Origin of the sequence: Azospirillum sp. A29, assembly GCF_042604625.1 — a bacterium.
Classification (GTDB): Bacteria; Pseudomonadota; Alphaproteobacteria; order Azospirillales; family Azospirillaceae; genus Azospirillum; species Azospirillum palustre.
Genome location: NZ_CP170466.1, coordinates 2257375 through 2278270 on the forward strand (window position 1 = coordinate 2257375; position 20896 = coordinate 2278270).

The 20896-nt window shown below is 70.0% G+C and carries 17 protein-coding genes; 12 read left to right on the forward strand and 5 right to left on the reverse strand.

Annotated elements, in window-relative coordinates:
* Positions 1-39: 39 nt before the first annotated feature.
* A complete protein-coding gene (locus ABNQ38_RS25720) occupies positions 40-1077 on the reverse strand; it encodes a DctP family TRAP transporter solute-binding subunit (RefSeq protein ID WP_377808693.1) in 1038 nt (345 codons plus the stop codon).
* 53 nt (positions 1078-1130) lie between these two features.
* Here ABNQ38_RS25720 and ABNQ38_RS25725 point away from each other — a divergent pair, with 53 nt between their 5' ends.
* The 5 genes from ABNQ38_RS25725 to ABNQ38_RS25745 all read left to right on the forward strand — a co-directional run bounded on the left by ABNQ38_RS25725 (position 1131) and on the right by ABNQ38_RS25745 (position 5234).
* A complete protein-coding gene (locus ABNQ38_RS25725; protein ID WP_377808694.1) occupies positions 1131-1814 on the forward strand; it encodes an OmpA family protein in 684 nt (227 codons plus the stop codon).
* 127 nt (positions 1815-1941) lie between these two features.
* On the forward strand, positions 1942-2421 hold the full coding sequence (locus ABNQ38_RS25730; protein WP_377808695.1) for a cupin domain-containing protein: 480 nt from the start codon (positions 1942-1944) through the stop codon (positions 2419-2421).
* A gap of 94 nt (positions 2422-2515) precedes the next feature.
* A complete protein-coding gene (locus ABNQ38_RS25735) occupies positions 2516-3646 on the forward strand; it encodes a UDP-3-O-(3-hydroxymyristoyl)glucosamine N-acyltransferase (protein WP_377808697.1) in 1131 nt (376 codons plus the stop codon).
* Between the two features lie 51 nt (positions 3647-3697).
* A complete protein-coding gene (locus tag ABNQ38_RS25740; RefSeq protein WP_109047974.1) occupies positions 3698-4474 on the forward strand; it encodes an RNA methyltransferase in 777 nt (258 codons plus the stop codon).
* Positions 4475-4502: 28 nt separating this feature from the next.
* Positions 4503-5234 carry a LytTR family transcriptional regulator DNA-binding domain-containing protein gene (locus ABNQ38_RS25745; RefSeq protein WP_377808698.1) on the forward strand — a complete coding sequence of 244 codons (732 nt, stop codon included), beginning with the start codon at positions 4503-4505 and terminating at the stop codon, positions 5232-5234.
* Here ABNQ38_RS25745 and ABNQ38_RS25750 read toward each other — a convergent pair.
* Positions 5229-6713 (reverse strand): tetratricopeptide repeat protein, encoded by a 1485-nt coding sequence (locus ABNQ38_RS25750; protein ID WP_377808699.1) that lies wholly within the window; start codon positions 6711-6713, stop codon positions 5229-5231. The genes ABNQ38_RS25745 and ABNQ38_RS25750 overlap by 6 nt on opposite strands.
* Before the next feature lie 221 nt (positions 6714-6934).
* Here ABNQ38_RS25750 and cowN point away from each other — a divergent pair, with 221 nt between their 5' ends.
* Positions 6935-7231 (forward strand): N(2)-fixation sustaining protein CowN, encoded by a 297-nt coding sequence (gene cowN, locus ABNQ38_RS25755; protein ID WP_377808700.1) that lies wholly within the window; start codon positions 6935-6937, stop codon positions 7229-7231.
* A 4-nt stretch (positions 7232-7235) separates the two neighbouring features.
* Here cowN and ABNQ38_RS25760 read toward each other — a convergent pair whose 3' ends face one another.
* The gene (locus ABNQ38_RS25760) at positions 7236-8624 is read right to left on the reverse strand and encodes a PQQ-dependent sugar dehydrogenase (RefSeq protein WP_377808702.1); all 1389 of its coding nucleotides are present in this window, start codon (positions 8622-8624) and stop codon (positions 7236-7238) included.
* 289 nt (positions 8625-8913) lie between these two features.
* Between ABNQ38_RS25760 and ABNQ38_RS25765 the strand changes: the two genes are divergently transcribed.
* The 6 genes from ABNQ38_RS25765 (at position 8914) to ABNQ38_RS25790 (ending at position 18401) form a co-directional block, all read left to right on the forward strand.
* The gene (locus ABNQ38_RS25765; RefSeq protein WP_377808704.1) at positions 8914-12771 is read left to right on the forward strand and encodes a response regulator; all 3858 of its coding nucleotides are present in this window, start codon (positions 8914-8916) and stop codon (positions 12769-12771) included.
* Positions 12772-12779: 8 nt separating this feature from the next.
* On the forward strand, positions 12780-13697 hold the full coding sequence (locus tag ABNQ38_RS25770; protein WP_377808705.1) for a diguanylate cyclase domain-containing protein: 918 nt from the start codon (positions 12780-12782) through the stop codon (positions 13695-13697).
* Between the two features lie 8 nt (positions 13698-13705).
* Positions 13706-14866: a molybdopterin-binding protein gene (locus tag ABNQ38_RS25775; protein ID WP_377808706.1), complete on the forward strand. Its 1161-nt coding sequence runs from the start codon at positions 13706-13708 to the stop codon at positions 14864-14866.
* Positions 14867-14913: 47 nt separating this feature from the next.
* Positions 14914-16890, forward strand: coding sequence for a molybdopterin biosynthesis protein (locus ABNQ38_RS25780; RefSeq protein ID WP_377808707.1), 1977 nt, complete (start codon positions 14914-14916; stop codon positions 16888-16890).
* Positions 16891-17140: 250 nt separating this feature from the next.
* Entirely contained in the window at positions 17141-17716 is a 576-nt protein-coding gene (locus ABNQ38_RS25785; RefSeq protein ID WP_376957223.1) for a sigma-70 family RNA polymerase sigma factor, read from the forward strand.
* Positions 17717-17726: 10 nt separating this feature from the next.
* Complete coding sequence (locus tag ABNQ38_RS25790; protein WP_377808708.1) at positions 17727-18401, forward strand: ChrR family anti-sigma-E factor; 675 nt, start codon at positions 17727-17729, stop codon at positions 18399-18401.
* Between the two features lie 77 nt (positions 18402-18478).
* Here ABNQ38_RS25790 and ABNQ38_RS25795 read toward each other — a convergent pair whose 3' ends face one another.
* Together ABNQ38_RS25795 and cimA are read right to left on the reverse strand one after the other, a co-directional pair.
* Positions 18479-18946, reverse strand: a complete 468-nt coding sequence (locus tag ABNQ38_RS25795) for a preQ0 transporter (RefSeq protein WP_376957219.1) — start codon at positions 18944-18946, stop codon at positions 18479-18481.
* Positions 18947-19096: 150 nt separating this feature from the next.
* Positions 19097-20698: a citramalate synthase gene (gene cimA, locus ABNQ38_RS25800; protein WP_377808709.1), complete on the reverse strand. Its 1602-nt coding sequence runs from the start codon at positions 20696-20698 to the stop codon at positions 19097-19099.
* Positions 20699-20896 lie beyond the last annotated feature (198 nt).

Consider the following 20896-nt stretch of genomic DNA (forward strand, 5'->3'; position numbering starts at 1 on the left):
CCGCAGGGCGCCGCATCCGTCAGCCAAGCGAACTAAAGCTTATTTCCGCTCGCCGATGGTGGCCTGGGCCGCCTTCACCAGATCGGGGCCGATCTGCTTGGCCCACTTGTCGAAGACCGGCTGGGTGGCGGTCTGGAAGGCCTTCTGCTGCTCCGGCGTCAGGCGCACCACCTCGACGCCCTGGGCGGTGATCTCCTTCAGCAGGCTGTCGTCCTCGGCGGTGATGCCCTTGCGGGAGATCGCGACCTCTTCCGTAGCGGCCTGGACGGCGGCGGCGCGCACGGCCTCCTGATCCTCCTTCGACCAACTGGCCCAAACCTCCTTGTTGACCACGAAGATCAGCGGATCGGCGACGTAGCCCCACAGGGTCAGGTTCTTCTGGCCCAGCGTGGCGAGCTTGGCGGCGACGAAGATCGCCAGCGGGTTCTCCTGCCCGTCGACGGCGCCGGTCGACAGGGCCGGCTGCGCGTCGGCCCAGCTCATCTGCGTCGGGTTGGCGCCGAGGGCCGTGAAGGTGTCGAGGTAGAGCGGCGAGCCGACGACGCGGATCTTCAGCCCCTTCAGGTCGGCCGGCGTGCGGATGGGGTGCTTGGAGTTGGAGATCTCGCGGAAGCCGTTCTCGCCCCAGGCCAGCGGCATCACGTCCTTGCTGGCGAGCAGCTCGAACAGCGTCTTGCCGACATCGCCCTGGGTCAGAGCATCCAGCGCCTTGTGGTCGGGCATCAGGAAGGGCAGGGAGAAGAGGTTCAGCTCCTTCACCTGCGGCGACCAGTTGATGGTGGAGCCGACCGCCATGTCGATGGTGCCCTGGCGGAGCGCGGTGAACTCCTTGGTCTGGTCGCCGTTCACCAGCGAGGTGCCGGGATACATCTTGATGTTGATGCGGCCGCCGGTCTTCTCCTTGACCAGCTCGGCCCAGCGGTCGCCGCCGACACCCCAGGGGAAGGGCTTGCCCAGAACGGTCGAAAGCTTGTACTCCGCCTTGTAGTCGGCAGCGTTCGCCGCACCGGCAACCAGAGCCGGAACCGTCAGAGCGGCCAGCGCGATGCCGGCGAGCAGAGCCTTCAGCGATTTCATGCTTATTTCCTCCCAAGCGCCCTATACGAAAGATACGGACCGGGATCGTACAGATGCACGCAGGACTGTTCCACGCGCAATTTGAAGCGACCGTCCGCGGTCCGAACAATGCGGCCATGCGGCTGAGCCTCATGCTCAGCGCTTTCGTCTGGTTGACGTCGCCCGTCGCGGGCCTCGCCCAGGGACTGCCCGGCCCGGCGACCCCGATGGGGCCGAACCCCAGCGAGTGCGAAATCCAGGCGGCGCTGCTCGGCACCACCGGGCCCAACTGTCCCCCGGTGGCGATGCAGCGGCCGGCCGCCCCGCCGCCGGCCACATCCCCCGCCGCCTCCCCCGGTCAGCGGCCGGGACCGGTGACGGTGCCGCCGCTGCCCGGACCGACCGCCATGCAGGTGCCGGAACTGCGCGCCGCCTTCCGGGTCGAGTTTGACTTCAATTCCGCCGTCATCCGGCCGGAATCGCGGGAGATCCTGGACAAGGTGGCGGCGGTGATGGGAACGGCCGGAACCACCCGCTTCCGCATCGTCGGCCACACCGACGCGGTCGGCGGCGACACGGCCAACCTCGCCTTGTCCAAGCGGCGGGCGGCGGCGGTGGTCGAGTATCTGGTGTCTCGCCACCGCATCCACGCCGACCGGCTGGAGGCGTCCGGCATGGGCGCGCGGGAACTGCTGCTGCCCGACCAGCCGAAGGCGGCGGCCAACCGGCGGGTGGAGATCGTCAATCTGGGCGGCTGACATTTTTTCGGATCCGCCGGGGAACTTTCGGCGGGGTGGGGTGTTGCGCAGGAGCGCCGACGGGCCTTCGGCCCTGCGCGATCCCCTTCCCTCCAACCCCCGACCCCAACCCCCACCGGGAGAGCCGATGCCGGATCACACCCCCATTCCCATCGACAGCCACCGCATCGCCGACGACGAGGTTGGCAAGCCGGCGGTCTTCGGCGCCATCCTGTCCGGCCAGCCGCTGGAGATTCACCGCAACATCTTCGAAGGCGACTACAGCCGCTTCCGGTCGGGGGTGTGGCAGTGCACGCCGGGCCTCGTCGCGATGAAGGACTGGCCCTATCACGAGTTCTGCATCCTGCTGTCGGGCCGGGTGATCATCACGCCGGAGGGCGGAACCCCGCGGGAATACAAGGCCGGCGATGCGCTGGTGCTGCCGATGGGCTTCACCGGCACCTGGGAGATCCTGGAGACGGTGCGCAAATACTATGCGGTCCAGGCGCGCCAGCCGCTGCTGCGGCGGATGAAGGCGCGGGTGAAGGGCTGGCTGCGGCCCGATAAGGAGAATGGGGGCGCCAAGGACGGGCCGGCGGCGAACGCGCAGCCCGGTACCGCGTTCTGACACCTCGCCATCCGCCGGACGCCCGTGTTAGGGTCCGCCGCGCCGTCTGCCAGGACGGCCCCCGTGCAAGACACTGACACCGGTGCGTCCCATCATGACCCAGGCCCCCCGTACCCTCACCGAGATCGCCGAAGCGCTGGGCGCCGCGGTCGAAGGCGACGGCTCCCTCACGATCCGCCGCGCCGTCCATCCGTCGGAAGCGGAAGGGCCGGAGGATCTGGCGCTGGCGATGGACAAGGAGCTGCTGGCTCTGCTGCCCGGCAGCAAGGCGGTGGCCGCCGTCGTCGCCGAAGGGGTCGAGGTGCCGGAGGGCATCAAGGGCCGCATCGTGGTGAAGCGTCCGCGCTACGCCATGGCCGGGATGCTCGACATCTTCGAACGTCCGGTCCATGCCGAGCCGGGGGTGTCGCCGCAGGCCTATGTGGCGCCCGACGCCGTGGTGGCGCCCGATGCCTCCATCGCCCCCTTCGCCTATATCGGCCCGCGCGCCCGCATCGGCGCCGGTGTGGTCGTCCTGCCGCATGTGACGGTCGGGGCCGATGCGGTGATCGGCGAGGGCAGCCTGCTGCATCCCGGCGCCCGCATCGGCGAACGGGTCGAGATGGGTGCGCGCTGCATCGTCCATCCCAACGCCGCCGTCGGCAATGACGGTTTCAGCTTCGTCACGCCGGAGCCGGGCAGCGTCGAATCGGCCAAGACCACCGGCCGCGTCGTCGGCACCAACGTGCTGATCCGCCGGGTGAACTCCATCGGCACCGTGATCATGGGCGACGATGTCGAGATCGGCGCCGGCGCCACCATCGACCGCGGCACGGTGACGGCCACCCGCATCGGCAACGGCACCAAGATCGACAACCTCGTCCAGATCGGCCACAACGTCCAGGTCGGCACCAACTGCATGCTGTGCGGCCATGTCGGCATCGCCGGCAGCACGGTGATCGGCGACCGCGTGGTTCTGGCCGGCAAGGTCGGCGTCGCCGACCACATCAAGATCGGCAGCGACGCGGTGGTGGCGGCCAATTCCGGTGTCGGCAGCAACATTCCGCCGAAGTCGGTGTGGATGGGCTATCCCGCCGTGCCGCGCGCCCGCGCCTTCGAACAGTACAAGGGCCTCGCCCGCCTGAAGCGCCTGTTCGCCGACGTCTCCGACCTCAAGGCGCGCCTGACCGCCATCGACGGCGGCCCGGTGAAGGCCGAGGCGGAGCCGGCGGAGCAGCAGGAATAGGCCGGCGATCCGGCCGTCTTCGCCCTTCATCGTTCAACCACAATCGTTCCCATGACCTCCGGCCAGAACCCCACCCGTGAATCGATCCTTGGCGGCCCGGCCGTCATCCTGGTGCAGCCGCAGCTCGGCGAGAACATCGGCGCCTGCGCGCGTGCGATGCTGAATTGCGGGCTGACCGATCTCCGGCTCGTCAAGCCGCGGGACGGCTGGCCGAACCCGAAGGCGAATGCCGCGGCGTCCGGGGCCGACCTCGTCATCGACAATGCGAAGATCTTCGAGACGACGGCCGAGGCGGTCGCCGATCTGGAATCGGTCTTCGCCACCACGGTGCGCACCCGCGACATGATCCAGCGCTTCGTCACCCCGCGCGTCGCGGCCGGCGAGATGCGGGAGCGCTATGCCGCCGGCCAGAAGGTCGGGGTGATGTTCGGGCCGGAGCGCACCGGGCTGTTCAACGACGATCTGACCCTTGCCCAGACGCTGGTGACGGTGCCGCTGAACCCGGCCTTCTCCTCGCTCAATCTGGCGCAGGCGGTGCTGCTGATCGGCTACGAGTGGTTCCAGGCCGGCGACCGCACGCCCGACCGTTTCCTGCATACCGGCCAGACCCGTCCAGCGACGATGGCGGAGCGGGTGAACTTCTTCGAGCGGCTGGAGGCGTCGCTGGATCGTACCGGCTTCTTCACCAGCGAGGCGAAGCGCCCCTCGATGATCCGCACCCTGCGCAACGCCTTCGAGCGGATGGAGATGACCGAGCAGGAGGTGCGCACCCTCCACGGCGTCGTCACCGCCCTGGTCGAGGGCGACAAGCGGAAAGGCGGGAGTTAAGCCGCAAGCACCGCTATAGTGGGCGTCCATGGACTATGCGTTGCAGAACATGGATGTCGGGCTGGTGCTGCTGGACAGCGCGCGGCGGGTGCTGGCCCTGAACCCGGCGGCGGTGCGGCTGCTGGGCGACCGCGCGGCCGGGCTGGTCGGCGCCTATCTGCACGACCTGCACCCTCCCTCCCACCGGGCCAAGGTGGAACTGCTGATGGCCGCCGCCACCGATCCCGCCGCCCCGGCATCGGCCTGTTCGATGATGGTGGCGTTGCCCGGCCGGGTGCTGGTGGTGAAGGCGACCGCGCTGGCGCTTGCCACCGCGGCGGGGGAGAGCGGCGCGGTCACCGCCCTGATGCTGATGGAGGCGGCGCGTCCATCAGCCGCCGATGCGCAGATCCCGCCATCGCAAGCTCTCGCATCGCAGGCACCTGAACCGCTGGTCAAGCTGCCGGTGGAGAAGGGGCAGGGGATCGTGCTGCTCGACCCGGCCGATGCGGTCTATCTCCAGGCCGACGGCCATTACACCACGGTCCACACCGCCGACGGCGCCTTCTTCTGCGGCCTTCCCCTGTCGGAGCTGGAGGCGCGGCTCGACGCCCGATCCTTCGTGCGCACCCATCGCGGCTACATCGTCAACCTGCGCCATGCCCGCGCGGTGGAGCGGCAGGACGGCCGCGCCGCCTTCGTCATGGCCGCCCCCGGCGCCCCCCGCGTGCCGGTCAGCCGCAACCGGGCCGAGGCGCTGAAGAAACGGCTGGCGCTATAGCCGCTGCTCCATTTGCCGCGCCAGCGCCGGCCAGTCGCGGCCGGGCGAGGCCCAGTTCGGTTCGCCATGGGTGGCATGGCCCGGCAGCGGGCAGGCCAGGAAACGGCCCGCCGCTCCCAGCGTGTAGTGCAGGCAATAGTCGATGGACCGCCGTTCGATGCGGAAGCGGTCCCAGACAGCGCTGTCCTCACGCAGGGTCGACAGCCGGCAGGCCCAGGTCATGGTGGTGCTGGCGGTGAATTTCCAATGGCTGAGCGGCCGGCGCAGCACGCAGGTTTCCTCGCCGCCGGCCGCGATCACCCCATCGAGGCCGGTGGCAGCGGGGTCGGCGTATTTGTCGGCATGGTCGTACAGCGTCACGTAATCGGCGATCTGCAACCCCTCCGCCAGCAGGGCGCGGGCGCCCGGCAGATGCAGATAATCGTCCTCCAGGAAATAGACGATGGCGTCACGGTCATGCTGGCGGTCGGACAGGTCGGCCAGAGCCAGCGCCTTGGCATGCAGGAAGGAGCCGTGATGGCCCAGCGCCGTGCGCTGGACGACGGTCCCGTCGGAGCCAAGGCAGCCGGCCTGGACCAGCATCGCCTCCACCCGCTCCACCGTATCGTCCCGGCAATTGTCGGCGATCACCCGCAGCTCGTCGGCGGCCGGACGGAAGACGTCGAGGAAATTGGCCAGACAGGCGAAGGGGCCGGCGATCTTCTCCTTGGGGTTTCCGCGGTCGCTCAGCCGGTAATAGATCCGCAGCCGGCCGGGAGCGGGCGGAAACCGCCGCCGGTCGTGATGCCGCCAGCGGGCCCCACCGCTTGCGATCTGCCGGCGGTGCAGCGCCAGAGCCAGATCGCAGAAGCCGTCCTCATGGTCCGGCTCGACCGCCAGCAGCCGGGACAGCCAGCCCACCGATGCCTCCGCCGTGCCATGACGCAGGGCCGCGACGCCGGCATTGCGCAGGGCGGCGGCATCGCCGGGGGCGAGGGCGAGGGCGTTGCGGAAGGCCTGCACGGCCGTGGCTCCGTCCTCCTGCTGCAAGGCCAGCGCGCCGAGCTCGGTATGGAGGTCGGAGCGCAGCGGATGCCGGGCGGCGGCCTCGCGGATGGCATCGACGGCGCCCGCCCGGTCGCCGGCCTGCCGGCGGGCGGCGGCCAGACGGCGCCACGGCGTGGGATCGGCCGGTGTCAGCAATGCGGTGCGGCGCAGCCAGACCATCGCCACCCCGGCATCGCCGCCGGCCTTCGTCATGGCGGCGAGGTTGGCGGCATATTCGGCGCGGGCCGGGTCGCAGGCGCAGGCACGGCATTGGCGCGCGACCGCATCGGCCGCGCCGCCGATCCCCTGCTGGAAGCGGACGATGGCGGAGAGCTGCCAAGCGTCTCCCGTCTCCGGTTCCCGGTCGAGAATCGCGGTGCAGGCATCGTAGGCCTCCTGCCGGCGCCCTTCACGGAAATACCCGGTCGCCACCGCTAAGTCCTGGACCGCCATATCTCCGTCCCAATCGCCCACCGGTTGCATCCGTTGCGCGAGAGTGGTCCGTGGACCGGGCATGGTCAAGCCCCGGCGACGGTTCCGTTCATGCAGCGATCCCGCCATTCGCGCAGGCCGGATGCCGCTGGTGCAGGGCCGCTTGATCGCAGGCATGCCGGCGGGGAAGCATCGGGCCAATCTTCCCCGCCCCTGCCAACCGGAATGAGGAGCCCGCTTCCGTGGACAGCATCGACGCGCCCGACCGCTATGTCTCGTTCAAAGGGATTGACTGCGAGGGCAACAGCCGCCGCATCATCGACCGCCTGTACATACACATCGACGACCCAGCCAAGACCAACGCCTTCTGGGAGCGGTTCCGCGCCGAGCTGGCGGTGGCCGAGGACCCGCTGAAACGGCAGGCCGACGGGCTGTGCCTGCTCTGCGCCAACATCTATTACATCGCCGACCTGTTCGAGGAGCATGACGACGAGGACGGGCTGGCGATGCTGCGCCAGCTGGAGGACGAGTGCTGCTGACCCGTCAGGGCCTGGGAGGCGTCCTGGCTGCCGGCTCCTTCTCGGCCTCCTTGTCCGCCGCGGCGTAGGCGACGCGCCAGACCGTGCCGGAGGCGTCCTCGGCGATCAGCAGGGCGCCGTCGGCGGTCACCGTCAGCCCGCTCGGCCGGCCCCAGACCTTCGGGGTCTCGTCGCCCTCCGCGGCACTCCCCGTTGCGGTCCCCGCGGCCGGGGTGACGCGGAAGCCGGTGACGAAGGTCTCGTAGGTGCCGGTGGGCCGGCTCTTGTCGAAGGGCGCGGTGTCGAAGGGCACGAAGGCGATGGCATAGCCGGTCGGACGCGAGCGGTTCCACGACCCATGCAGCGACACGAAGGCGCCCATGCGGTAGCGTTCCGGGAAATGGGTGGCGTCGCCGAAGGCCAGCCCGATCGGTGCCGAATGGGCCTGGAACAGCAGCCCCGGCACCAGCGCCGCCTTCACCAGATCGGGCCGCCTCCCGGCAAGGTCGGGCTGCGGGTTGTCGCCGATGTAGGAATAGGGCCAGCCATAGAAGCCGCCCGGCTTCACCGCCGTCAGGAAATCGGGAACCAGCTGGTCGCCCAGCCCGTCGCGCTCGTTGACGACGGCATAGAGGTCGCCGGTGCCGGGCTTGAAGGCGAGGCCGACCGCGTTGCGCAGGCCGGCGGCGTAGGTGCGCTGGCCGCTGCCGTCGATGCGGAATTCCTGGATGGTGGCGCGCGGTTCCGGCTCCACCCCGATGTTTCCCTCCGATCCGATGCCGACATAGAAATGCCGCCCGTCCGGCGCCACCGCGATGGAGCGCGTGGCATGGCCGCCGCGCTTGCCGAAGGCGCCCTCCGGCGTCAGCCGTCGCCGTTCCCCCGCCTGGGTCGTCCCGGCGGTCCAGGGCAGCCGCCACACCCCGGCCAGATCGCCGACCAGCACCGCCCCGTCATGGAAGGCGAGGCCGAAGGGATGGTCGAAGCCGTCGGCCCAGACCTGGGCCATCTCCGCCCGGCCGTCGCCGTCGGCATCGCGCAGCAGGGTCAGGGTGCCCGGCCGCTGTTGGGCCACCAGCACGTCGCCGTTGGGCAGGACCAGCAGGTTGCGCGCATTCTCCACATTGTCGCGGAACAGGGTGACGGTGAAGCCGCGCGGGGCGCGCAGGGGCTGCTCGGCGGGACGCTGCACCAGCACCGCCTCGTTGGCGACCGCGGGCGTGGCATAGGGCTTCGGCAGGGTTTCGATCCGCACATGCACCTCGGCGCCGACCGTCTGCATCGGGTCCGACCGCACCGGGCCGGTCAGCGCCGATTGCGCCAGGGCCGATTGGACCAGGGCCGGGCCGGCGGCCAAAGCCAGCAGAGTGGCGAGCAGGAAAGGCTTGGGCGGCAGGGGGCGGCGGTCGGCCATCGGACGGGCGCTTTCACGGCGGAGGCGAGGGCGAAGAGGGCGGGGCGGGCATGACAAATATCGGACGTGAATATGGGGACGATGCCCCAGCCGTTGTACGAACGCAGGCGGTGCAAGGGGGGCTGTACCGGAGGGGTCCCCCGCAAGCGCCGGGTGTCGCGAACGTCGCCCTTGCGCACATCAAGTTGCTTGCGGACGCAGCCGGCGCCAGACCATACTCCGACCGATGTAGGCGGAAGGACCGGCGGGTGGCGCCGGTTGCCGGCGGCGGTGCGGCGACAACTCTGCAATGATGGACAGACACCCGATCGACGCTGCGGCACCCACGCTTTCCCCCACGCGCACCCGTCTGCTGCTGGTCGCGGCCTTTGCGCTGATCGCGCTGCTCGGCGCCGGGTTCTGGGGCTATGTCGTCTGGGCCGACCGGGAAGAGACGCTGCGCCACGGCCGGGAACAGGCCCAGTCCACCGCCCGCCTGCTGCAGGAGCATGTCCGGCGGACGGTAGCCACCGCAGACCTCGCCATCGGCCGTGCGCAGGATCTCATTCGCCATTACGGCATGCCCGGTCTGGACACCAATCGCGAGGCCTGGATCACCGTCCGCGACATGGTGGACAGCCTGCCGGAAATCGCGGCGCTGTGGATCGATGCTGCAAACGGCAACGCCGTGCTGACCAGCAGGCAATACCCGACACCACACGTCAACGCTTCGGATCGCAGCTTTTTCAAAGCGCATCTCGACGGGACCGATTTCCATGTCGGTGAGCGCATCACCGGTCGGCAGACGGGGACGGAATTTTTCACCGTCAGCCGTTCGATCATGCTGGAAGGACGCTTCCAGGGTGTCGTTCATGCCAATGTCGACCTCGACTATTACAGCCAGCTCTACGAAAGCCTGGATCTCGGTGCCGGTGCGGCGATCGCGGTGTACCGTACCGATGGAAAGCCTGTGCTGCGCTTTCCCGCCAGCGAGCCGCTGGATGGCCCGGACGGGAGCGTCGTGCTGCGCCATGCGGCCGATGCAGCCATCGAAACCTTCGAGGCAGACGGACCGACGCCGGGGAGCCGGCGCATCCTGTCTTACCAGCGGGTGCCGAACCTGCCGCTCGTCGCGTTCGTCGCCCTGTCGGAGCGGACGGAGCTGGCGCCCTGGCGGGAGCGTACGCTCCGGGGCAGCATCCTGGTCGGGCTGGCGGTGCTGGCCTGCGCCGGTCTGGCCTATACCGCGCTGCGCAGCCTGGAGCGCGAGGTGGCCGGCCGCCGCATGCTGGCCGACACCAACGCCGAGCTGGACACCAAGAAGAGCGAGCTGGAAACCGCCAACGAGGCCTTCGCCAGCGCCAACCGCCGTTTGAACCTGATCCTGCATTCGGCGTCCGACAGCATCTGCGGCATCGACCGCGACGGGACGATCACCTTCGCCAATCCCGCCACCTCGGCGCTGACGGGCTATTCCAACGAGGAGCTGCTGGGCGGCAACCTGCATGCGCTGATCCATTCCCGCCGCGCCGACGGCAGCCATTTCCCGGCCCTGGAATGCCCGGTGACCGAGGTGCTGCTGAGCGGGGAGAGCCGGCGCGGGCTGGAGGACACCTATTGGAGCAAGGGGGGGGCGCCCTTCCTGGTGGAGTACACGGCCTCCCCGATGCTGGCCGAAGGCAAGGTCGAGGGTGCCGTGGTGGTCTTCCACGAGATCGCCGAGCGCAAGCGGGCGGAGGCGGCGATGCAGCGCGCCCGGCTGGCGGCGGAGGCGGCGAGCCGCTCCAAGAGCGAGTTCCTGGCCAACATGAGCCATGAGATCCGCACGCCGATGAACGCGATCCTCGGGTTGATCCACCTTTTGCAGCAGACCGAGCTGAACGGCCGGCAGGCCGATTACGTGCAGAAGGTGCGGGTGTCGGCGCAGTCGCTGCTGGGCATCCTGAACGACATCCTCGACTTCTCGAAGGTGGAGGCCGGCAAGCTTGAACTGGAGCGGGTTGATTTCCGGCTGGACGACCTGTTGCAGACGCTGGCGGTCATCGTCGGATCGGCCGCGCAGGAAAAGGACATCGACGTCCTGTTCTCCGTCGCGCCGGACGTGCCGCTGGATTTGATCGGCGATCCGCTGCGGCTCCAGCAGGTCCTGATCAACCTCGCCGGCAACGCCATCAAGTTCACCGAGGCGGGCGAAGTGGTGGTGTCGGTCGCGGTCAAGGCGCAGGGGGACGACCGCGCGGTGCTGGAGTTCGCCGTACGCGACACCGGCATCGGCATCGCGCCGGAGCAGCGCGACCGGCTTTTCCAGGCCTTCAGCCAGGGCGACAGCTCCACCACCCGGCGGTTCGGCGGCACGGGGCTGGGGCTGGCGATCTGCGCCCGGCTCGTCCGGCTGATGAGGGGCGCGATGGATGTGGAGAGCGAGCCCGGCAAGGGCAGCGTCTTCCGCTTCCAGGCGGAGTTCGACCGCCATCCCGGCGGGGCCGGCCGGCGAACCGGCGGGGCTGCGGCCGGCTGGCCCGACTCCCACCCGCGCCCGGTGCCGCGCGACCTGACGGTGCTGGTGGTCGACGACAACCCCACCGCGCGCGAGGTGCTGGGCGCCATCGCCACCGGCTTCGGCTGGACCGTCACCGCCTGTTGCGACGGCCGGAGCGCCATCGCCGAGCTGGAGCGTGCCGCCGCGGCAGGCCATGCCTATGACATGGTGCTGATGGACTGGAAGATGCCGGGGATGGACGGCATCGAGGCGGCGCGCCGCATCCGCGCCGATGTCCATGCCGGCACCCCGATGATCATCGTCATCAGCGGCTATGGTCGCGAGCGGCTAGGCGCCCGCTTCGAGGAGGCCGGGATTTCCGGGTTCCTGGTGAAGCCGGTCACCGCCTCCACCCTGCTCGACGCCGTGACCGTCGCTTATGCCCAGGCCGGGCATGGCGCGCCTTTCCTGCCATCCCCGGTTCCGGCGCCGTCCGGCGGCAGCGGGTTGGGCGGGCTGAGCGGGCCGGCCTGGGACGCCAGCCGGGCGCTGCATGGCCGCCGGCTGCTGCTGGCCGACGACAACGACATCAGCCGGCAGGTGGCGTTCGAGATCCTGGAGCGTGCCGGCGCGTCGGTCGCCACGGCATCGACGGGGCGGGAGGCGTTGGAGTGCGTGCGCGCGGCCGGCCAGCCGTTCGATGCCGTGCTGCTGGACGTGCATATGCCGGACATGGACGGCTTCGCCGCGACCGCCGCGATCCGCGCGCTGCCGGGCGGACGGCAGATGCCGATCATCGCCATGACGGCAAGCGCCCTGCCGGAAGACCGGCAACGCTGCCTCGACAACGGAATGGACGCCCATGTGCCGAAGCCGCTCGACCTGCCGCAGCTGTTCGCCACGCTGGCCCGCTGGATCGGGCCGCCGCTGGTTGCGGTGCGGCCCTGCGCGCCCTGCGGTGCCGGCCCCGTCCCGCTGCACGGCGACACCATGCTGACGCGCGCGGCGGCTCCGCCGATGCCGGTTGGCCGTCCGGCCGGACCGCTGGCCGACTTGCCCGATGGATTGCCGGGCATCGACCTTGCCGATGCGCTCAACCGGCTGGGCGGGGACACCGACCTGTTCCGCCGTTTCATCGGCCAGTTCGCCGACGGCTATGGCAACATCGTCGAACGGATCGCCGCGGCGGTGAACGGCAACGATCTGGCCACCGCCAAGTCCATCGCGCATGAGCTGAAAAGCGTCGCCGGCAACCTCGGTGCGCGCCGCCTGTCGGTCGCCGCCGACGCGTTGCAGATCGCCGCCTACAGCGACGATGCCGTCGCGGCCGCGGCCCAGGTGCCGGTGCTGCGCAGCGAACTGGCGCTCGTGCTGGAAAGCGCGCGGCGGCTGCGTGCGGCGCCCGGCGGCAAGACGGGGCCGGCACGAGGGCCGGCGATGCCAGGCCGGTCGGCGGAGAGCCGGGCGCAGCTGGCGAACCGCCTGCCCCAATTCTCAACTTTGTTGCAAGAGAGTAACTTCGCAGCGGCGGAGGAGTTCGCTATGCTGGCGCCGTTGCTGACGGACTGGGTCGAGCCTTCGACGATGAAGGGGCTGTCCGCCGCCATCGACGGTCTGGACTTCAACAAGGCGCTTGGAATCGTGCAGCGGATCGCGCGAGACCTCGGCCTTTCGCTATCGACGGTCTGAACGCGCCCATGGCCGACCTCCGCCCGAAAATCCTGGTGGTGGACGATATCCCGTCCAACGTCCATGTGCTGAGCCGAATCCTGAAGGACGATTACGACATCTATTTCGCCACCGACGGCGAGAGGGCCCTGGATCTCGTCCAGGCGCGGATGCCTGACCTCGTCCTGCTGGACATCATGATGCCGGGAATGGACGGGTTCGAGGTGTGCCGCCGCATCAAGGCCGATCCCGCCACCCACGACATCCCCGTCATCTTCATCTCCGCCAAGAGCGAGGTGGAGGACGAGACCCGCGGGCTGGAGGTGGGGGCCATCGACTTCATCACCAAGCCGATCAGCCCGCCCATCGTGAAGGCGCGGGTGCGCAACCATCTGCTGCTGAAGCGGCAGACCGACCTGCTGCGCAGCCTGTCCTTCCTTGACGGGCTGACCGGCATCGCCAACCGCCGCCGCTTCGACGATGCGATGGCGCGCGAATGGCGGCGCTGTGCCCGGTCGCACCTGCCGCTGTCGCTCATCATCCTCGATGTCGATCATTTCAAGGCCTACAACGACCATTACGGCCATCAGGCCGGCGACGAATGCCTGCGCATGATTGCCGAAGTGCTGTCGGACCGTGCGCGGCGCCCGAGCGACCTCGTCGCCCGCTATGGCGGCGAGGAATTCGTCTGCCTGCTGCCGGAGACCGATGGCCCCGGCGCCGTCCGCGTGGCGGAAGATTTCCGGACCAGCGTCGCCGAATGCCGTATCCCGCATGCGCAGTCGCCGGTCATCCCCTATGTCACCATCAGCCTGGGGGTCGCCACTGTAATCCCATCGGCCGAAGGCAGCCCCGAACAGTTGGCGGAGATGGCCGACCAATTGCTCTATCGCGCCAAGCGCACCGGCCGCAACCGCGTGCAGGACGCCACGGTGCCGGCGCTGTGACGGCGCCGATGCTCAACAAATCCTTTTACGATGTCCGCGGCCGCGGTTTCCCGCGCCGTGCATCGTTGACCGATGGCTGGGACTGGATCGACCGCCGGGTCGCCGTGCCTGCCGCAAGGGTCCTGCCTGTGGCGGACTGCGGCGGGTTGCGGCTGGCCGACGCCGTCGCTGCGCTGGGGGACTGGCCCCCGGCCGACCGTGCCGCGGCGGACGGCTATGCCGTGGCGGCGGCCGACACGCTGGGCGCCGGCTCCTACAACCCGGTGCCCTTGACGGCGGCGGTTGCGGTGAGCGCCGGCGACCCTCTTCCGGCAGGCTGCGACGCGGTCATCCCCTATGAGGCGGTGCAGGCCGTCGGTCCCTTCGCCGAGGCCATCGACGCGGTGGCGCCCGGCAGCGGGGTGGAGCGGCAGGGCGCCTGGACCGCCGCCGGAAACGCGCTGCTGCCGGCCGGGCGGCGGCTGCGCCCCGGCGATCTCGGCCTGCTCGCCGCCGCGGGGCATGACACCGTATCGGTCCTGCCGGCGCCGCGGGTGCGGATTCTGATTGCCGGCGGTCCCAGGGCCGGCGCGCCGGAGCAGGTCGCGGCCATGCTGGCGGCGCTGGTCGGGCGCGACGGCGGGGGTGTCGAGGCGGTCGAGGTGGTGCCGGCCGACCCGGACGCCCTGGCCGAAGCCTTCGCGCGGCCGGGCGCCGACCTGATCCTGTCGGCCGGCCGAACCGGCACCGGCCCGGACGATGTGGCGGCGCCCGCCCTGGCCCAGGCCGGCAGCATCGACCTGCACGGCATCGCCATGCGGCCGGGCGGCAGCGCCGGGTTGGGCGTCGCCGGCGCCGTGCCCGTGCTGCTGCTGCCGGGGGAGCCGATGGCGGCGCTGGCGGCTTACGAACTGCTGGCCGGCCGTGCGGTGCGGCGTGCTGCCGGGTTGCCGGCCGATCTGCCCCATGCGACGGTCCGGGCGGTGACGGCGCGCAAGCTGGTGTCGGAAATCGGCTGCCTCGACATGCACCGGGTCCGGTTGGATGGGGACGGCAGGGTCGAGCCGGTGGCCTCGCCCGGCTGGCCGGGACTGGCGGCGGCGGCGCGGGCCGACGGCTTCGTCCTGATCGGCGCAGACAGCGAAGGCGTGCCGGACGGCGTTCCCGTCACCATGTACAGGTTCGACTGAGAGGCGAGGAAGTATCACGCCGCTCTTATCCAGCAAGGGTTTGCCGCGTGCACAGTTCCGACCGCAGCCGCGAGGACATCCGCCGTTTCGTCGCCCAGGCCGCCCGCCAGGACCAGTTCCTGGAGGTGGTCGGCGGTGAAGAGGCGCGCGCCCGTTTTCACCGCCATCTCGACCTGTCCCCACGGGGGGAGGAGCGGGTGCCGCTGTCGGCCGCGTTGGGGCGCGTGCTGTCCGCCGACGTGACGGCCGATGTGGATGTTCCCGGTTTCGACCGCTCGGTGGTCGACGGCTTCGCGGTGCGCGCCGCCGACACGGTGGGTGCGGCGGAGGACCGGCCGGTCGCCCTGCGCCTGAACGACGAGGTGCTGGCCGCCGGCCATGCCCCCGAACTGACGGTGGAGCCCGGCACCGCCACGGTGATCGCCACCGGCGGCATGCTGCCGCGTGGCGCCGACGCCGTGGTGATGGTGGAGACGACCGAAGCGGTGGAGCGGCCCGATGGTCTGTTCGTCACCCTGACCCGCCCAGCTACCCCCGGCGCCTTCGTCGCCGCCGCCGGCTCCGACATCGGCCGGGGTGAGGTGGTTCTGCGCAAGGGCCAGATCCTGACCTCGCGCGAGATCGGCGTGCTTGCTGCCATCGGGCTGGGCGAGGTCGCGGTGGTGCGCCGGCCCCGCGTCGCCATCCTGTCCACCGGTGACGAGATCGTCGCACCCGGCCAGCCGATCCGCACCGGAGCGGTCTATGACAGCAACGGCGCCATCCTGGCTGCCGCCGTCGCCGAACTGGGCGGGGAGCCGGTGCCGCTGGGCATCGCCCCGGACGAGGACGAGGCGCTGGAACGGCTGGTCGCCCGGGGGCTGGACTGCGACGCGCTGCTGCTGTCGGGCGGCACGTCGAAGGGGGCGGGCGACCGTTCCCACCGCATCGTGGCGCGACTGTCGGACCCCGGCATCGTCGCCCATGGCGTGGCGCTGAAGCCGGGCAAGCCGCTGTGCCTTGCGGTGACCGGCGGCAAGCCGGTGGTGATCCTGCCGGGCTTCCCGACATCGGCCATGTTCACCTTCCACAGCTTCGTCGCCCCGGTGATCCGCGCCCTGGCCGGCCTGCCACCGGCGCTGGCGGAGGAGGTGGCGGCCACCCTGCCGGTGCGGCTGGGGTCGGAGCGCGGGCGCACCGAATATGTCATGGTCTCGCTGGTCCATGGCGCCGGCGAGGACGAGCTGGCCGCCTATCCGCTGTCGAAGGGGTCGGGCGCCGTCACCGCCTTCAGCCATGCCGACGGCTTCCTCGCCATCGACGCCCAGGCCGAGGCGGTGGAGGCCGGCACGCCGGTGTCGGTCCAACTGCTCGGCCGTTCGCTGACGCCTGCCGACCTGATCGTGGTCGGCAGCCAGTGCATCGGCCTGAACGCCGTGCTCGGCCGCCTGATCGGAGAGGGTATGACGGTCAAGGCGCTGAATGTCGGCTCGATGGGCGGGCTGGCGGCGGCACGGCGCGGGGAGTGCGACATCGCCCCCGTCCATCTGATGGACCCCGCCACCGGTGCCTACAACACGCCGTTCCTGGCGCCGGGTCTCGACCTCGTCACCGGCTACCGCCGCATGCAGGGCATCGTCTTCCGCCGCGGCGATCCGCGGTTCGAGGGGCGGACGGCGCAGGAGGCGGTGGCCGGTGTCGCCGGTCTGGCCGACTGCATCCTGATCAACCGCAATGCCGGCAGCGGCACCCGCATCCTGACCGACCGGCTGCTGGGGCCGGCGCGGCCGACCGGCTACTGGACGCAGGCCAAATCGCACAACGCCGTCGCCGTCGCGGTGGCGCAGAACCGTGCCGACTGGGGTGTCGCCATCGAAACCGCGGCGACCCTCTATGGCTTGGGCTTCCTGCCGTTGCAGGAGGAGCATTACGACTTCGTCGTCCCCGCCGCCCGTCGCGACCGCCCGGCCGTCCGCCGCTTCGTCGAGGCGCTGGAGATGCCGGAGGTTGCCGAGGCCCTGCGCGCCATGGGGTTCATCAGATAGGGTCTGGAGAGAGGGTCTGGCCCAATCATCCGGCGAATCCGAATAAAATGCCGCAGGCCGGGTTTTTTCGTGATCCAGAGGCCGGACGGTTGCGTACCGAAGGTCACGATGCGACATACAGCCCGGCGTGAAAGCCCGTGGGATGCAGGATTGACGCAGAGGTCTTGAAAACGGGGCGGCTGCCGCGAATTCCGGGAATGGGTGCTATCCCCGGCTTGTGCGGAAGCCGATGTTCCCCTTGAATGGGACCATGCAGGACCAGCACACCCCCGCGGCCGACATGGCCCCCAGCCTGGAAGACCTGCTCGTTGCCGTAGGGCGCGAGCGGGACCGCCAGGCGTTCGGGGTTCTGTTCGGCCACTTCGCGCCACGGCTGAAAACCTATCTGCGCCGGTTGGGATGCGATTCCGGCGCGGCGGAAGAGCTTGTTCAGGAGGTCATGCTGTTGGTCTGGCGTCGTGCCGAAACCTACGATCCGATCCATGCCTCGGCCGGCACTTGGGTGTTCACCATCGCCCGCAACAAGCGAATCGATGTGTTGCGGCGCGAACAGCGGCCGGAGATCGACCCCGACGATCCCGCCCTGGTGCCCGAACCCGATGAGGCCGCCGACCGCCGGATCGAGGCGAAGGAGAGCAGCGGGCGCCTGCGCGCCGCGCTGAAGGATCTGCCGCCGGAACAGGCCGAGCTTCTGCGCATGGCTTATTTCGAGGACAAGCCGCACAGCGTCATTTCCGCGGAGCACGGCATCCCGCTCGGCACCGTCAAATCGCGCCTGCGTCTGGCGATGGAACGCCTGCGCCGGTCGCTGAAGGATGTCGGATGAGGCATTTCCGATGAACCGGCCGAGCCACCACCCCGGCGACACCCTGCTGATCGACTATGCCGGCGGCGCCCTGTGCGAAGGCGCGTCGCTGGCCGTCGCCACCCACATGGCCTTCTGTCCCGCCTGCCGCCACGCCGTGGCGGAGATGGAGGCGGTCGGCGGCGCCCTGCTGGACGATCTGGAGCCGGAACCGCTGTCCGACGGCTGCCTGGAAGCGCTGATGGCCCGCCTGGACCATGAGCGGCCGGCGCCCTGCCGCCCGGCCGTCAAGCCGTCGGCGCAGCAGTCGCGCTATCCGGAACCCCTGCGCAGCTACCTGCGCGGACGGCTCGATCGCGAGGGGCGGCTGGGGGAGGGCGGCTGGCGGTTCCTCCAGCCCGGCATGCGCAGCATGGACCTGCTGTCCGGTCCGGACGGGACTACCAAGCTGATCCGCATGAAGGGCGGCGTCGGCGTGCCGGTGCACACCCATGGCGGCATCGAGCTGACCGTGGTGCTGGAGGGCGGTTTTTCCGACGAGTTCGGCGCCTTTCTGCCGGGCGACATCGCCGTCGGCGACCCGTCGCTGATCCACCGGCCGGTGTCGGACCCGGAAGGCTGCCTGTGCCTCGCCACCACCATCGGCGGGCTGCGGATGACCGGACCGCTGGGGCGGCTGTTCAACCGGTTCGTGAAGCGGTTCTGAAGGAGAGGCCAAACCTCCGCCCATCCTCCCCCGCCCGGCGGGGGAGGATCAAGGCGGGAGCGTTCGAACCCAGCCCCTTACGCCGCGACCGCCACACGCCCGTCGCGGGCGCGCATCAGCAGCCAGACCACCGAGACGCCCAGCAGCTTCGACGCGAAGCTGGCGGCCCAGACGGTGGGGTCCCAGACGTCCAGCATGCCGAAGAAGATGGCGGTGTCGACCGGCACCGACAGGGCGGCGCTGATCCACAGCCGGTCGCGCAGCGGGCGGCGGGTGACGGTGAAGACCGCCCAGTCGATCATCTCCGACACGGCGAAGGCGACGACGCTGGCGGTGGCGACGAAGGGGTCGGTCAGCAGATAGGACAGCACGGTGCCGCTGAGCATGGCGGCGAGCGCCCAGTGGCCGAAGCGCACCTGCACCATGTCGCGCAGGATGAAGATCAGGCCGGCCCAGCAGGACCAGACCAGATCCAGGTGCGGAAACAGGCTGAAGGCGAAGTTGATGGCAAGAATGCTGCCGATATAGGCGGCGAGCCAGAGCATGGCGATGATCCTCCGAGAGCGGACCCGCGGCAATACGGGCGCTGATGACCGGAGCCGGCCCCGCGTGAATGCGAGCGCCCCGAAACCGCTCTAGCTAACAGAACATCGCCATGCTGGGAAGGTGCCGCGTGGCCCTTGCACCGCCGGTCCTTACACCGGCTTCGCGTCGCCTTTCATCAGGGCGTAGGTGTAGCTGTCCACCAGTGCCTCCATCGAGGCTTCGATGATGTTGGTGGACACGCCCAGCGTCGACCATTCGGCGCCGTCGGTCCGGGCGCTGCGGATCAGCACGCGCGGCATGGCGCCGGTGCCCTCCTTGGCGGCCAGGATGCGCACCCGGTAGTCGGACAGGCTGACCTTGGCGAGTGCCGGATAGGCCGGCTCCAGCGCCTTGCGCATGGCGACGTCCAGCGCATGCACTGGACCGTTGCCGTCGGCAACCTCCATCCGCACGGCGTCGCCGACCCGCACGCGCACCACCGCCTCCGATTCCACCACCAGCTTGCCGACCGCGTTGTAGCGGCGTTCGTCGGTGACGTGGAAGCGCAGCAGTTCGAAGAAGCGCGGCACCTCGCCCAGCTCGCGCCGGACCAGCAGCTCGAAGCTGGCCTCCGCCGTGTCGTAGGCGTAGCCGTCGCTGTCGCGCTGCTTGACCAGATCGAGCAGGCCGGCAAGGCGGTCGTCCTTCGCATCCACCGCCATGCCGATGTCGCGCAGCCGCACGATCAGGTTGGAGCGGCCGGCCTGGTCGGACATGACGATCTGGCGGCGGTTGCCGATGGCCTCGGGTGCCACATGCTCGTAGGAGGACGGATCCTTCTCCACCGCCGAGACATGCAGCCCGCCCTTATGGGCGAAGGCGCTGGCGCCGACATAGGGAGCGTGGCGGTTGGGCGCGCGGTTCAGCCGGTCGTCGAAGGCGCGGCTCAGCTGGGTCAGCATCGGCAGATCCTCGCGCCGGATGCCGGTTTCGTAGCCCATCTTCAGCATCAGCGTCGGGATCAGCGAGACGAGGTTGGCGTTGCCGCAGCGCTCGCCCAGCCCGTTGATGGTGCCCTGGATCATCCGCGCGCCGGCCCGCACCGCGGCCAGCGAGTTGGCGACCGCGTTCTCGGTGTCGTTGTGGCAATGGATGCCGAGCCGGTCGCCGGGGATGCCGTGCGTCTCCACCACCTCGCGGACGATGGCGTCGACCTCGTGCGGCAGCGTGCCGCCGTTGGTGTCGCACAGCACGATCCAGCGCGCCCCGGCCTCGAACGCCGCCCTGATGCAGGACACGGCATATGCCGGGTTGCGCTTGTAGCCGTCGAAGAAATGCTCCGCGTCGAACAGCGCCTCGCCCTTGGCGGCGTGCAGGGCCGCGATGCTGTCGCGGATGAGGTCGAGGTTTTCCTCGCGCGGGATGTTCAGCGCGACGTCGACATGGAAGTCCCAGCTCTTGCCGACCATGCAGACCGCCTTGGCGCGCGACTGCGCCAGCGCCGTCAGCTGCGGATCGTTGGCGGCGCTGCGGCCGGGGCGGCGGGTCATGCCGAAGGCGGTGAAGGTGGCGCGCGTCAGCTCCGGCGCCTCGGCGAAGAACTGGTCGTCGGTCGGGTTGGCGCCCGGCCAGCCGCCCTCGACATAGTCGATGCCCAGCCGGTCGAGATCCTTGGCAATCGCGATCTTGTCGGCGACCGAGAAATCGACATCCTGGGTCTGCGCCCCGTCGCGCAGCGTGGTGTCGTAGAGATAGATGCGCTCGCCCGTCATCGCCGCCTGACCTGTGTAGATGTCCTGTGAAGACAAAGGGGTCGGCCGTGCTTTGCCACCCTGTGGAAAGCCGGGAGAATGGACGATGCGGCGCTTATCCTCAACCGTTTTGAGAAGAAACTTGCGGAAAGCGGGGCTTTGCCGCAACGGAGGGAATGACAGGCCGGAGGATGGCGACCGGAGGGCGGAGCATCGCGC